Here is a 13,775-nt window from a genome sequence, read left to right as displayed (position 1 = left end):
GGCCGTGTTGTCGTTGGGTGCCACGTAGTCCTGCGTGGCCGGCTCACTGGTGTTGCCCGCCTCATCCGTTGCCGTCGCGCTCACTTCTCCACTTGGCTGCGCTCCCGGGGACGTGACCTCGAAACTGCCGTTCTCACCTGCGCTCGTCTCAACAGTAGAGCCATCCGGTAAAGTCACAGTGACGTCACTACCTGGCTCGGCCTCACCTGAAACCGTTAGGTTGCCATCTTCATTGGTGGCCAAATTAAGTATCGGCGCCTCGGGCGCGGTATTATCCGTACCTCCCCCATCATCTCCAGTATCGCTGCCACCATCGCCGCCATCGCCACCAGCAATAGCCGCTACGCCTCCAGTGGCTGCAAGACCACCCAGGACAGTAATGGGTGTAATGCCCAACCCGGCGGCCGTATCTTCACCTTCAAAGAAGGCAGGCTCTGCCATCGACATATAGGTGGGCTGGACGATTCCATCTGGCCCCTGAGGAGAAAGGTCCGCTCGGATGAGCTCACCTTCTTCACTATCGAGGTAGAGCTCGCTTTGTCCTTGGGTGCCCCCTTCAGAAGGCGCTTCAGTAGGCGGACTAGTATAGAAATCTGTGATTCGGAAAGTTCGCCCATCGGTAGTTTCGATGATGAGGTCATTACCCTCCCGCACCATCGAAGCCACTTGTTCAGGGGCAAGGTCGAGCGCGACCCGGCTGGGCGCCTCAAGCGAAATGCCATTGGCAACCTCTTGAATGGGCTGTTCTGCGATATTTTCAGCAAGTGTCGACGTCTTAACTTTCATATAGCCCCCACAGTTCCCTGAGTCCCATCCGCTATCTACTCAGCAGGATTTTAGAAATAGCTGAATTACTATCTATCTAATCGAGTATAGGCATATAAATACTACTCTGAAAAGCAAATAATTAGTCATAGCAGATTAAAAATCTAGTACTAAATAGAACTTTACAACTAGCCTTACCTCATATACGAGACGTCCACTGAGTAGTCTCACCTCTTTGATGATGGGAGAAGTAGCGGACAGATCGCGTTACCAGCGCTTCCAGAAGAAGAGCACCTTTCTTAAAGACACAAAAAAAGCCAGCGAGGCCGCTGGCTTTTTTTAACTGTCTGTTTTAAAAAAATTTAACCCACAACTTTGTCCTGGGTCTTGTGGGTGAAGTCACTGGCGTCGTGACGCTCATGCAGTTGCATCTCCGGCTCCCCGAAGGTTCGGTTGACCATACGGCCACGCTGGACCGCCGGCCGGGCGTCGATGTCCTGCGCCCAACGCACCACGTTTTCGTAGGTGTGTACCTGCAGGAACTCGCCCGCGTCGTAAAGACGGCCCAGCACCAGCTGGCCGTACCAGGTCCAGTTGGCCATGTCGGCAATGCTGTATTCGTCGCCTGCCAGGTAGCGGTTGTCTGCCAGATGACGATCGAGGACATCCAGCTGACGCTTGGTTTCCATGGCATAGCGGTTGATGGGATATTCCAGCTTGTCCGGTGCGTAGGCATAGAAGTGGCCGAAACCACCGCCCACGAAGGGGGCGCTGCCCATCTGCCAGAACAGCCAGTTCATTGCCTCGGTACGTGCCTGAAAGTCTGTCGGCAGGAACTCACCGAACTTCTCGGCCAGGTACAGCAGAATCGAACCGGACTCGAAGACACGTGTTGGCGTCTCGGTGCTGTGGTCCATCAACGCCGGGATCTTGGAGTTCGGATTGACCTCGACGAAGCCGCTGCCGAACTGATCGCCATCGCCGATCCTGATCAGCCAGGCGTCGTACTCGGCCTCCTTGTGGCCCAGCTCGAGCAGCTCCTCGAACAGCACCGTGGCTTTGACACCATTCGGCGTGGCCAGAGAATAGAGCTGGAAGGGATGCTCGCCCACCGGCAGTGTTTTCTCGTGCGTCGCCCCGGCGATGGGACGGTTGATGCTGGCAAACTGACCACCACTGGCCTGCTCCCAGGTCCAGACCTTCGGCGGTGTATAGCTATTGTCTTGACTCATGCGATCTCCTCGATCAAAGCAGTCTTCGCGAATGACGTGTCACCAAGTATATGGGGACTCATTAGCCGCCTATCAAGCTACCCGACCTGCTCGCCCCACTGACTGAGATCCGGCAGGACTGCCTGGTACTCCGGCAGGGCATTGACACGCGCCCACCATTCGGCGAATCCCGGCAGGTCGAGGAGACGCCCCATCTCACCGACCTCTTCCAGATAAAAACAGGCGGGGGCGACAAAGAAATCGGCGAGCGACGGCAGATCACCGGCGATATACGGCGACCTCCCACGCAAGTGCATGAGCTCCGCGAACAAGGTATGCAAGCTTTCCAGCTCGCCCTCGACATCCTCCCGAGACGGGTGTCCCACGAATGTCGGGAAGCGATGGTATCCGACGACGCGCGCCATGGATGCATAGCCGTATGACTCATGCAATCCCATCGCCATGTCCATGCGGGCCCGATCACGCGGATTATCGGGAATAAACGACGCTCCGCCGAACGCATCATTGATATAGCGCATGATGGCGCTGGTCTCGAGCACCCGCAGGCCGTCATGCACCAGCACGGGCACCTTGCCGAAGGGATGCAAGCGACGGTGCTCCGCTGAACGCGGCTCTCCCGCAATCACATCCAGCGGCACCTGGTCGTAGTCGACACCCTTTCCCGCCAGCAGGATCCTGACGCTGAAAACGTAGCTGCTCGGGCTATAGCCGTAGAGTACCGGTTTATTGCTCACATCATCTCCTCGTCTGACGCACTTGGATAAGACACGTCAGTCAGACTGCTCGGCAGAGCCTCCGGCCGCTATCGCATCGGGAAAGGCGACTTGAGAAAACAAGCGCTGCAGGATTTACGCCTGTGACGCTTCATGCACATCGACTCTCCTCCCGCTCTTCGCAAACAGAGACCCATACGCTTCCAGTTAAGACCCAGATTGCTTCCCTGGGCGGCAGCCACAATGGCCAACGCGAGCGAGGCAGTGCAGCCTTATACGTCGGCGGCCAGCCGGCCGACGGCGGCGATGGTCTCGTCACGCTGCTCCCCGGTCGCACCGGGCATCAGGGTATAGGCGACGGCGATCACCGCGCCGCGATCGCCCGGCCAGGCGATGCCGATATCGCTGGCGTTGCCCTCGCCGTTGGTGCCGGTCTTCTCGCCGACCAGCCACGACGACGGCATGCCGGCGCGCAGCCGCGCATCGCCGACCTTGCCCTCGATCATCCAGGACGCGAGCTGGTGCCGGGAAGACGGCGTCAGGGCGTCGCCCAGCATCAAGGTGCGCAGCGTCGTCATCATGGCCAGCGGGGTCGTGGTGTCGCGCTCGTCGCCTTCGTGATCGTGAGTGTTCAGGTCGGGCTCGACGCGATCCATCCGGGTGGTGTCGTCGCCGATGGAACGCAGAAAGGCGGTGACCGCTGCGGGCCCGCCGACGCTCTCGGTCAGCGCGTTTGCCGCCGCGTTGTCGCTCCAGGCTACCGCCGCCTGACACAGCTCGGCGATGGTCAGGCCGGGCTCGCCCAGCCGCTTCTCGGTGATCGGCGTCCAGCCGACGAGATCGCCCTCCTCGATTGCGATGCGGCGGTCGAGCGTCTCGCTGCCCTCATCCACCCGCGCCAACACCGCCGCGGCGATGAAGAACTTGCCGGTGCTGTTGAACAGGAATCGCTCGTCGCCACGATGGCTCGCCACCGCGCCAGTGGCAACGTTCATCAACGCCACGCCCACGCGGTCGCCCTCCGCACGCTCCAGCTCCGCCAGCCGCTGCTTGAGGTCGGTCGCACCGGCAGAAGTCGAAGAAGCGGCAGCCAACGTCGGCTGGCCCGCGGCGAGCATGGCGCCAGCGGCGGTCATCGTCCCGAGGACCTGGCGGCGTGACAGATTAAGCATGGGAGGCTCCTTAGCAAGATCAGCAGAATCGGACCAAGCAGAGTAGCCGGGAGGGAACGCCGGTGCAAAAAAGGCCCCGCCATGCGGAAGTGGCGGGGCCTCAAGACTCAATGCACGGCCGCTGAGGCCGTCACTCCCACTCGATGGTGGCGGGCGGTTTGCTGCTGACGTCGTAGGTGACGCGGGAGACGCCGGAGAGCTCGTTGATGATGCGGTTGGAGACCTTCTCCAGAAGCTCGTAGGGCAGGTGTGCCCAGCGGGCGGTCATGAAATCGATGGTCTCCACGGCGCGCAGGGCGATGACCCATTCGTAGCGGCGGCCGTCGCCGACCACGCCCACCGAGCGGACCGGCAGGAAGACGGCAAAGGCCTGGCTGGTCTTCTGATACCAGCCGGCATTGTGCAGCTCTTCGATGAAGATGGCGTCGGCCTCGCGCAGGATATCGGCGTATTCCTTCTTGACCTCGCCGAGGATGCGCACGCCGAGCCCCGGTCCCGGGAAGGGGTGGCGATAGACCATGTCGTAGGGCAGGCCGAGTTCGACGCCAAGCTTGCGCACCTCGTCCTTGAACAGTTCGCGCAGCGGCTCGACGAGCTGCAGCTTCATGGTCTCGGGCAGGCCGCCTACATTGTGGTGGGACTTGATGACATGCGCCTTGCCGGTCTTGCTGTCGGCGGACTCGATCACATCCGGATAGATGGTGCCCTGGGCCAGGTACTCCACGCCTTCGATCTTGGCGGCCTCGGTATCGAAGACATCGATGAAGGTGTTACCGATGATCTTGCGCTTGGCCTCGGGGTCGTCCACGCCTTCCAGCAGCGACAGGAACTGCTCCTCGGCATCGATGCGGATCACGCGCACGCCCATGTGGCTGGAAAAGGTCTTCATGACCTGATCGCCCTCGTTCTTGCGCAGCAGACCGTTATCGACGAAGACGCAGGTCAGCTGGTCGCCGATGGCCTTGTGCAGCAGCGCGGCCACTACCGAGGAATCGACCCCTCCGGAGAGCCCCAGCAGCACATGGCGATCACCGACCTGTTCGCGCACCCGGGCGACCTGGTCCTCGATGATCTGTGCCGGCGTCCACCAACGCTCCGCCTGGCAGATACCCAGCACAAAATGTTCCAGGATGCGCTGGCCCTGCAGGGTATGCGTCACCTCGGGGTGGAACTGCACGCCGTAGAAGCGCTGTTCCTCCCAGGCCATGGCGGCAATCGGGCAGCTTTCGGTGGACGCAATCACGCTGAAGGACTCGGGCACGCTCGCCACCTTGTCGCCGTGGCTCATCCACACGTCCAGCAGGCGCTTGCCGCTGTCGGCCTCGAGATGGTCAGCAATATCTTCGAAAAGCGCGCTCTCGCCATCGAGGCGGATCTGCGCATAGCCGAATTCACGCTTGTTGGAACCTTCCACGCTGCCACCGAGCTGCTCGGCCATGGTCTGCATGCCATAGCAGATGCCCAGCACCGGCAGCCCCATCTCGAACACGCACTGCGGCGCACGGGGCGAGCCCAGTTCAGTGACGGACTCCGGCCCGCCGGCGAGAATGATGCCGTTGGGCGCGTACTCACGGATTTCCTCTTCCGTGATATCGAAGGCGCGAACCTCGGAATAGACCCCGATGTCGCGAACCCGGCGAGCGATCAACTGGGTGTACTGGGAACCGAAGTCGAGAATCAGGATCTTGTGGGCGTGAATGTCTTGCATGAAATGGCCACCGCCGTTGTGGACTCAAGCATCGCGGCTTGGGTCACGGTCTGCTCGGAACAAAGAGGGAAGAATGAAGAAGGAAGAGACACCCTGGGTGACTCCTCCCCCTCTTCTTCCCTCTTATCTCTTACATCTTCCCTCTCGGGCGAGCCTTAGCCCGCTCGGTAATTCGGGGCTTCCTTGGTGATCTGCACATCATGAACGTGCGACTCGTTGAAGCCGGCTCCCGTGATCTTCACGAACTCGGGTACTGTGCGCATTTCCTCGATATTGCGGCAGCCGGTGTAGCCCATGGATGCGCGCAGCCCGCCCATCATCTGGTGCACGATGGCACCCATCAGGCCCTTGTAGGGCACCCGGCCTTCGATGCCTTCCGGCACGAGCTTTTCGACGCCTTCGCTCTTGTCCTGGAAGTACCGATCGCTGGAACCCTGGGTCTGCGACATGGCCCCCATGGAGCCCATGCCACGGTAGGCCTTGTAGGTACGCCCCTGATAGAGCTCGACTTCCCCGGGCGCTTCCTCGGTGCCGGCGAGCAGGCCGCCAACCATCACGCAGCTGGCGCCAGCGGCCATGGCCTTGGCCAGATCGCCGGAGAAGCGAATGCCACCATCGGCGATCAGCGGCACGTCATAGGGCTTGAGGGCTTCGGCAACATTGGAGACCGCGGTGATCTGCGGCACGCCGACACCCGCCACGACGCGGGTGGTGCAGATCGAGCCGGGGCCGATGCCGACTTTGACGCCATCGGCGCCCGCCTCGGCCAGCGCCCGGGCCGCATCCGCCGTGGCGATGTTGCCACCGATGACCTGTATCTGCGGGAAGTGCTCCTTGACCCATGCCACGCGCTCGATCACACCCCGAGAGTGGCCATGAGCGGTGTCGACGATGATCGCATCCACACCGGCTTCCACCAGGGCGGCGATACGATCGGAGGTCTCCGGGCCGGTGCCGACCGCGGCGCCGACCAGTAGGCGGCCATCCTCATCCTTGGCGGCATGCGGGAAGGTCCGTGCCTTCTCGATGTCCTGGAAGGTCACCAGGCCGCGCAGATGGAAGGCGTCATCGACGGCCAGCATCTTCTCGACGCGATGCTCCTGCATCCTCGACTTGATCACCTCGAGGCTGGTGCCTTCGGGGACGGTGACCAGCTTGTCGCGCGGCGTCATGATATCGGCCACGCTATCGCCATGATTGGGCTGAAAGCGCATGTCGCGCTCGGTCACGATGCCGACCAGGGTCTCCCCTTCCACCACGGGGAATCCCGAGAAGCCATACTCCTTGGCCATGGACAGCAGATCGGCCAGCTTGGCCTTGGGCCCGACGGTCACCGGGTCCTTGACGATCACGCTCTCGTGCTTCTTGACCTTGCGCACCTCGGCCGCCTGCTGGGCGATGGTCATGCTCTTGTGAACGATGCCGATACCGCCTTCCTGCGCCATGGCAATGGCCAGGCGAGCTTCGGTGACGGTGTCCATGGCCGCGGAGGCCATCGGGATGTTCAGGAAGAGATCGCGGGTCAAGCGCGTTCTGAGGCTGACGTCCTTGGGCAGGACATCGGAGTAGCCGGGCAGGAGTAGTACGTCGTCGAACGTAAGAGCTTCTTGGGCCATACGTAGCATAGAGGCAACACCCGTGAGCTGTGGAGGGAGGGAGTAAAATTAATCCGCCATTATAGCGTGAGCAGTCGAAGTCGGGCAACGTGAGACGCTGCCGGGCAGTCCCATGTCGCTCGAGCGGGGCAAGGCCGGTATACTTAGCTCCCTCACGAATCTCATCAAGCCGTCGAGACAGCATCACTCCACCACAGAACCGCCCGGCAACACTACAGGAGCCCCCTTGCCCCCCATCCTCGCTTCCCTGCTTCGCTTTCTGCCCACCCTGGCGCTGGGGTTGGCCGGTGGTGCGGCGGCCTTTGCCGTGAACCTGCCGCTGCCCTGGCTGCTCGGCGCCATGGTCGCCACCACCGTGGCCAGCCTGTCCGGCGCACGTCTGCGTTCTCCGGGACGCGGCCGCAAGGGTGTGCTGGTGGTAATCGGAGTGATGCTGGGCTCGGCGTTCACCCCGCAGATGTCCGGCGACCCGGGGTTGTGGAGCCTGAGTCTGGCGGTGATGCTGGTGGCCACGGCAGCGATGATGGCGTTCTCGGTATGGTTCTCGCAGCGCATCGCCGGTCACTCGCGGGAGACCGCGCTGTATGCCGGAGTGCCGGGCGGCGTCTCCACGGTCACGGTGATGGCGATGGCTTCCGGCGCCGACCTGCGAGTGGTGGGCATGACCCATGCGGTGCGTATCCTGGTGCTGCTGGTGGCGATCCCGCCGGTGCTCCAGGCGATCGGGCACGTCGATCTGGCCAGCACCACACCGGACCCGTCACGTTGGCTGTGGCTACCCGGACCGGTGGATGCGGTCTGGCTCATCGGCGCGGGTCTGGGCGGCCTGTGGCTGGGGCGTTGGCTGCGCTTGCCCAACGCCCTGCTGTTCGGCCCGGCGCTGATCTCGGCGGCCCTGCACCTGACTGGCGTCACCCATGCCGCGGTACCACCGATGCTGCTTGCCCTGGCTCAGGTACTGATCGGCGTCTCGGTGGGCGTGCGTTTCGCCGGCACCTCGCTGGCTCGGGTCGGCCACGCCCTGGTCATGGCCGCCGCTCAGGCGCTGGTATTGCTGGCCTTCGCCGTGGTCGCCGCCTGGATCGGCCACCTGCTGACCGGCTACTCGGCCGCCGCGGCACTGCTCGCCTACATGCCCGGCGGCGCCCCCGAGCTGAGCCTGGTGGCGCTGACGCTGGGCATCGACCCAGCCTTCGTCACCACCCACCACCTGCTGCGCATCAGCGTACTGGTGCTGATTCTGCCGGCGCTGCTGAGCCGACTGGTGCCAAGTGGACAGCCGAGGAAATGATTCGGGAGACGGCCGAATAGCGCCACATGACTAGCCGGCGTTTTCCATGAGGAAGCGTTGCAAACGCGGGAAGATGTCCTCGTGGATCCGCTTGCCCATGAACACGTCCTGATGCCCATAGCCCTCGAAGATGGCCAGTTGATGACGCCCCGGTACCACTGCCTCCAGGGCCTGGTGGCAGTGAATATTGCTGTCGGTGAAAACGCGGTTGTCCGCTCCGGTCATGAACAGGCAGGGGGTCTCGATGGTAGCGGCAGCGGCGATGTAGTCCTCGGGTAGCTCGGCATAACGTGGGTCCTCGGGCTTCATGCGCACCGTGCGATGCCCCTCGCCCAGCATCTTCAGGACGTGCTTGTGGTAGTTGAGCCCTACGGGGCCATAAAGGTCGGCACCGCGGCGATGGGTGATCTCGTCGAGATTCTCGTGATGATAGAGCGCCGGCCAGCCGGTGCCCCACATCAGCGACAGCATATGGCAGGCGGGCACGTCGCACTCACGATGGAACAGCGAGATCAGCTTCGACAGCAGCTTGCCGATGGTAAGCCGCGGATCTTCGCTCCAGCGCGGGCTGACATAGGGCTGCTGAAGGAGTCGCTCGATGATGAAGGGAAAGACGTGCCCCTTGATCCGCGACCAGGTCGGCACATGCGGCGTCAGCGCCACGCTGTTGGCGATGCACGAGCGGATGCCGGTGACGGTACCGGCGAAGAGCGCCATGGTGAAACTCATGGCGCCCAGGCAATGACAGATCACGTGAAGGTTTACGTCCTCGCCCGCCACTTCGCGCACCTTGGCCATCGCCGCCGGGTGGTCATATAGCGCACAGTCATCCATCGACCAGTCACTGGGTTGCAGGTTGTAGGCATGACGGTTGCTCATGCGAAAGTCCAGGGTCCAGACGTCGGTGAAACCGGCATCCAGCAGGCAGTTCACCAGATTTTCATGCTCGGGCTGGATGAACATGTCCGAGGAGGTGGTCAAACCATGGATGATGACCACCACGTCGCGGCAAGGCGCCCGACAGAAGCGCAACAATGACAACCCCAGGCCATCATCCGTGGTGAAGTAATGAGTACTGGCGTCGGCATCGCGGACGCCCTCCAGAGTGTAGAGCGGTATCTCCCGACTCATGGTGCCCTCCTTGATCGGTATGTCTCGCCTCACGCCTCACGCCTCACGCCTCACGCAAGTATCTCGGCCATGGCCCGCTCGGCCAGAGCAGCGATGGTACGCGAGGGATTGAGCCCCAGGGCGCGCGGGACGATGGCGCCATCCAGCACATGCAGGCCGGGGTAGCCAAAGACTTCTCCCTTGTGATCCACCACACCATCCTCGGCGGTCGTGCCCATGTTGCAGCCGCCCAATGGGTGCGGGGTCAGCAGGTAGTCGAACAATGACCAGGAGGGCGGCTCCAGCGCCTGGCCACCGGTCGCGACCGTCAGTTGTTTATGGCGGTCGATCAATGCCTGCACGACCGGGTGCGAGCGGCGCACGTCGTAGTCGAGCTCGAGCGCCAGGTCGCGATCGAACCAGCCTCGCTCCAGGCGCATCACCCCGTCACTGGCGTCCACCCCCTGGCCGAACCAGGGCATCAGGTGTGTATGCGGATCCCGTCCCTGCAGCAAGCCGTCCAGCAGCATCTGCCAGCCATCGAACAGGCGTTCCCCCGCGGGCCGCTGCTCCAGAACGGCACGCAGGGCATTGGCGACCAGGTCGGGGAAACCCCCATCCTCGACAAAGTACCGCGCACCGCCATCACTGCCATCCAGGTAATCGATGGCACTGGTGATGGTGGGCCCGCGGGTCGGTGAGACGCGACGCTCGCTGTAAAGCGCCGGGGTCAGGAAGTCACCGTTGGCGCACCAGCCATGCCCGAGGCGCGATGAGAGCCCCGGCAGGGTGCCGTGCTGATCCCGACAGCGCAGCAGCAGCTCGGTGGAGCCCAGCGAGCCCGCCGCCACGATGACCCGCGGCGCCGTCTCGCTGGCCTGGCCCTGACCGTCCAGGCATCGGTAATGCACCCGGTAGCCCCGTCCTTGCGGCTCGACCGCTTCGACGAGGCTCAGGGGGCGAATCTCGGCCCCCTTGTCTTCGGCACGCGCCAGATAGTTCAGATCCAGCGTATTGCGTGCCCCCACCGGGCAGCCCACATCACAGTCACCACAGTGAACGCAGGTTCCCTGGCGACGACCGAAGGGGTTGAACTCAGTACGGCTGTGATGCCCGGCATGCGGATCATCGAGGCCATAATGCCAGGCCTCGTCGAAACGTACCGCCAGCGGCAGATCACGGAAGCGATCGCCGGCGCCGGTAGCCTCGGCAGCCTCGCGCATCAGTCGATGGCGCGCGGTACGCTGGCCTTCGGGCAGGGTCTGGACCTCGAGCATGCGCCCCGTGGTGGCGTAGTGTGGCCGCAGTGCCGCGTAATCGATCGGCTCTGGCCAGCCATGATCGAACACGAAGCGTTCGGCCTCGACGAACACATTGGCGTAGACCAGGGAGCCGCCCCCCACGCCGGCGCCCTGGGCCACCCCGACACGCGGAAACAGGCGTACATCCAGCCAGCCATGGCACTGCTCGGGCTTCTCGACGTCGAAGACCCAGTCATCATCGGGGCCACGGGGCAGGTCCTGCGTCGCCCAGCGCCGACCGCGCTCGAGCACCAGCACCCGCTCACCGGCCTCGGCCAGCCGACAGGCGGCCACGGCGCCACCGAAGCCGGAACCGATGACGATGGCATCGAAGCTCATGCTCATGGGCGGCCGCCTCCCGCCAGGGGCGCATACAATTCCCAGAGTTCGCCGAAGAAGAAGCCACCGAAGGTCGCCAGTGTGCGCAGGTCACCATCGCCCGTGGTGTGCAGCGTCCGCAGCAGTGAGGTCAGTTGGGGCACCCCGAGTTCGAGAATCCCGGCGCCGACGATCTCGCCCTCGGTAGAGTCGCCTCGGTACAGGCAGGTATACAGGGTAGTGGTGTCGCGCCACAGGTCGGGACCCGGATCATCGAACACGCGTTTCTCCCCTGCCAGATAGTAGGCAGCTCCCTTCACGTTGAACGCCAGCTCATAGACCATGCGCCGCCCCATGCCATCGGCACGTGCCGGCGAGAACAACTGGAAGACACCGGTGGACGCCGTGACGCCCATGCCCAGCGGCGCGAAGTCCACGGACCCGCTCAGCCGACCGGGATGTGCCGGATCCGAGATGAAGGTCGCGAGGTCATCGATCAAAACCTCGACATGCATGGCCAGGCGCGAGCCCGCCTTCAGGCCTGCCTCGGCACCAGCTGACGGCTCGACCTCACCCAGGCTGAATCCGCCTTGCATGGTCTCTTCGAAGATAATGCCGGCCGTCATGAGATCCACCTCCGCCCGTTCGGCCTTGTGTGCCACCCCGTATCACGGCCATGGCGCCAGGGGCAGGTCGTTGGCCTGCACCAGGCGTCCGTCGGAGTCGGTGACCTTGACGCTCTCGCCCCGGGAACCCAGCACCCTGACGCGCAGCCGATGGCGCGTCTTGTCGAGCTCGAGGCGACAGAAGTTATCTTCCTGGCTGAAACCCCATGCCCGGTAATGCACGACCGGGCCCCGGCTGTCCGGTGTTGCGCCCTCCAGCGGGAAGCCGTCGTACTGGTCTGGTTGACGGGAATCATGCACGAAGCCGTTGGGGTCGCCATCGGCGAAGGGAAACGGCCAGTAAAGCGCCGAGGATGTCACATCATAGGCAATCAGGTCGGCATCCCCTGCATCGGTCTCGAAGCGCAGTTCGGCAATGTTGGCACAGTGCACGTCACCGCTGAGGAAGACCACGTTCTGGATCCGGTTATCGAAGATATGCTGCAGCAGCGCCTGACGGGTACGGGGGTAGGCCGGCCAGGTGTCACTGGCCTCGCGCTTTTCGAGATTGGCCTCCAGGCGCTGCCTTTCGGGCTCATCGCGGAGCTCGTTGCCGAGGCGTTCGTCGATGGGGCTGGGAGCGAAGACGCTGGCGGTGACCAGGAACTTGGGCACGTTGCCGTGCTCGCGCTGCTGCTCGCTCAGCCACTCGAGCAGCCGGTCGAGCTGACCGGGATGGGCCGGATCGATGGTTGGCCGCCCCAGTAGATGGTTGTCGTGAAGGCCGGCATGCTGGCGATAGCGCTGGGTGCGGGTGTCGACCACGAAGAAGGGATAGCCGCCACATTCGAAGTGATAATAGAGTCGACGCCCGTATGTACGCGGGCCGTGGCTCCACTGATAGCTCATGTAGGCGCCGATGGCGATGTTGAAGAGGTGATGATTGTCGCGCAGCCGGTCCTGGCTCCAGTTGTCCTCGATCTCGTGGTCGTCGAGGATCATGTAGACCGGAGAGCGGCGCAGCAGGCGACGCATGTTGGGAGCGCCGAAGGCCTCGTGATAGCGCGACTGCATTTCCTCGAAGGTGTCGGCCCGGCCGATCGGCAGGTGGCGGTTGAATTTGTCGGCATAGATCTGATCGCCCATCAACAATGTGATGCGCGCCGGCCGTCGCCCGCCCTGTCGCTGAAACTGCGCCGCCATGGGCGCGAAGATACGGTCCGCTTCCTTGATCTTCCACAACAGGCCCGGGTAGCGGCAGGAACCGATCAAAAAACTCAGTTCGTCCGCCGGGCCGGCATCAGGGTCGGGGAAGGTCCGGAAGCGTGCCTCGCAATCCGCCGAGTCGAGCCCCTCGAGCAGTTCCCCCATGGTAGCGAGCGGCGGCAGGCGTCGCGCCAGATCCGTATCGTCGAGGGACTCGGCGTCCGGCAAGGGATCGTCGACGGTCAGCGTCGCCAGGCGTACCCGGTACTCGGTGTCAGGCTTGAAGGGAAAGGGGCCGGGCCCATCCTGCTCCCCGAGGCTCACGTCCTGGCCCAGTACGAAGGTTCCGGTGCGGTCGAATTCTCGATGCAGGCGGAAGTAATAGGCCCAGGGTTGCCCGGCGGCATCCTTCAACAACCGGCCCTGCGCATTGCATACGCCGATCACGCCCACGGTGCGCAGTTCGGCCCCCAGATGCGCCCCCTCATCCCGGGGCGCGCGACCACGTATCCACAACCGGCAGCGATCATGAGCGGTATGCCCGACGATGGGTCCGAGCTGAGGTGCACGTAGTCCCGACATGGCGGGGTTCCTCCGCTGGAGCGATACGGCCTGATGGCCGGCGCAGACAAGTCGCCACGTTACCGGATGCGCGTAAGTTCGCTGGCCGGCATCCTCGAACGCTAGGTTTCAGCGTAGTCGGCGCCCATGAAGTCGTCTACAGTACGCCACACAGTC

At 63.3% G+C, this 13,775-nt stretch carries 11 protein-coding genes; 1 reads left to right on the top strand and 10 read right to left on the bottom strand.

The window, feature by feature from the left end:
- The 6 genes from HHA01_RS07035 to guaB all read right to left on the bottom strand — a co-directional run.
- The coding region (locus HHA01_RS07035; RefSeq protein ID WP_141319106.1) for a BapA prefix-like domain-containing protein at positions 1-786 on the bottom strand (786 nt) is incomplete at its 3' end.
- A 341-nt stretch (positions 787-1,127) separates the two neighbouring features.
- On the bottom strand, positions 1,128-1,997 hold the full coding sequence (gene yghU / locus HHA01_RS07030) for a glutathione-dependent disulfide-bond oxidoreductase (RefSeq protein ID WP_141319104.1): 870 nt from the start codon (positions 1,995-1,997) through the stop codon (positions 1,128-1,130).
- Positions 1,998-2,074: 77 nt separating this feature from the next.
- A complete protein-coding gene (locus HHA01_RS07025; protein ID WP_141319102.1) occupies positions 2,075-2,731 on the bottom strand; it encodes a glutathione S-transferase family protein in 657 nt (218 codons plus the stop codon).
- A gap of 251 nt (positions 2,732-2,982) precedes the next feature.
- A complete protein-coding gene (gene bla / locus HHA01_RS07020; protein WP_141319100.1) occupies positions 2,983-3,882 on the bottom strand; it encodes a class A beta-lactamase in 900 nt (299 codons plus the stop codon).
- 130 nt (positions 3,883-4,012) lie between these two features.
- Entirely contained in the window at positions 4,013-5,590 is a 1,578-nt protein-coding gene (gene guaA, locus HHA01_RS07015) for a glutamine-hydrolyzing GMP synthase (RefSeq protein WP_141319098.1), read from the bottom strand.
- Between the two features lie 155 nt (positions 5,591-5,745).
- Positions 5,746-7,215: an IMP dehydrogenase gene (gene guaB, locus HHA01_RS07010; protein ID WP_141319096.1), complete on the bottom strand. Its 1,470-nt coding sequence runs from the start codon at positions 7,213-7,215 to the stop codon at positions 5,746-5,748.
- A gap of 217 nt (positions 7,216-7,432) precedes the next feature.
- Between guaB and HHA01_RS07005 the strand changes: the two genes are divergently transcribed.
- Positions 7,433-8,497 (top strand): AbrB family transcriptional regulator, encoded by a 1,065-nt coding sequence (locus HHA01_RS07005; RefSeq protein WP_141319094.1) that lies wholly within the window; start codon positions 7,433-7,435, stop codon positions 8,495-8,497.
- 30 nt (positions 8,498-8,527) lie between these two features.
- Here HHA01_RS07005 and HHA01_RS07000 read toward each other — a convergent pair whose 3' ends face one another.
- Genes HHA01_RS07000 through HHA01_RS06985 form a run of 4 tightly spaced genes read right to left on the bottom strand, consistent with a single transcriptional unit; the run spans position 8,528 to position 13,619 of the window.
- The gene (locus HHA01_RS07000) at positions 8,528-9,628 is read right to left on the bottom strand and encodes an alpha/beta fold hydrolase (RefSeq protein WP_141319092.1); all 1,101 of its coding nucleotides are present in this window, start codon (positions 9,626-9,628) and stop codon (positions 8,528-8,530) included.
- Between the two features lie 50 nt (positions 9,629-9,678).
- Entirely contained in the window at positions 9,679-11,253 is a 1,575-nt protein-coding gene (locus tag HHA01_RS06995) for a GMC oxidoreductase (RefSeq protein ID WP_141319090.1), read from the bottom strand.
- Positions 11,250-11,852 (bottom strand): hypothetical protein, encoded by a 603-nt coding sequence (locus tag HHA01_RS06990; protein WP_141319088.1) that lies wholly within the window; start codon positions 11,850-11,852, stop codon positions 11,250-11,252. Before HHA01_RS06990 ends, HHA01_RS06995 begins: the two co-directional genes overlap by 4 nt.
- A 42-nt stretch (positions 11,853-11,894) precedes the next feature.
- Entirely contained in the window at positions 11,895-13,619 is a 1,725-nt protein-coding gene (locus HHA01_RS06985; RefSeq protein ID WP_141319086.1) for an alkaline phosphatase D family protein, read from the bottom strand.
- Between the last annotated feature and the right edge of the window lie 156 nt (positions 13,620-13,775).

It is taken from the genome of Halomonas halmophila (genome assembly GCF_006540005.1).
In the GTDB taxonomy this organism is placed as follows: Bacteria; Pseudomonadota; Gammaproteobacteria; order Pseudomonadales; family Halomonadaceae; genus Halomonas; species Halomonas halmophila.
Note: the sequence above shows the minus strand (reverse complement) of the source record. Positions and strands in the feature narration are given on the sequence as shown.

Bases quoted from the DNA above. Each gene is read 5' to 3' on its own strand.
- guaB (WP_141319096.1), bottom strand. From the start codon at position 7,215: ATGCTACGTATGGCCCAAGAAGCTCTTACGTTCGACGACGTACTACTC.
- HHA01_RS06990 (WP_141319088.1), bottom strand. From the start codon at position 11,852: ATGACGGCCGGCATTATCTTCGAAGAGACCATGCAAGGCGGATTCAGC.
- bla (WP_141319100.1), bottom strand. From the start codon at position 3,882: ATGCTTAATCTGTCACGCCGCCAGGTCCTCGGGACGATGACCGCCGCT.
- HHA01_RS06985 (WP_141319086.1), bottom strand. From the start codon at position 13,619: ATGTCGGGACTACGTGCACCTCAGCTCGGACCCATCGTCGGGCATACC.
- guaA (WP_141319098.1), bottom strand. From the start codon at position 5,590: ATGCAAGACATTCACGCCCACAAGATCCTGATTCTCGACTTCGGTTCC.
- yghU (WP_141319104.1), bottom strand. From the start codon at position 1,997: ATGAGTCAAGACAATAGCTATACACCGCCGAAGGTCTGGACCTGGGAG.
- HHA01_RS06995 (WP_141319090.1), bottom strand. From the start codon at position 11,253: ATGAGCATGAGCTTCGATGCCATCGTCATCGGTTCCGGCTTCGGTGGC.
- HHA01_RS07000 (WP_141319092.1), bottom strand. From the start codon at position 9,628: ATGAGTCGGGAGATACCGCTCTACACTCTGGAGGGCGTCCGCGATGCC.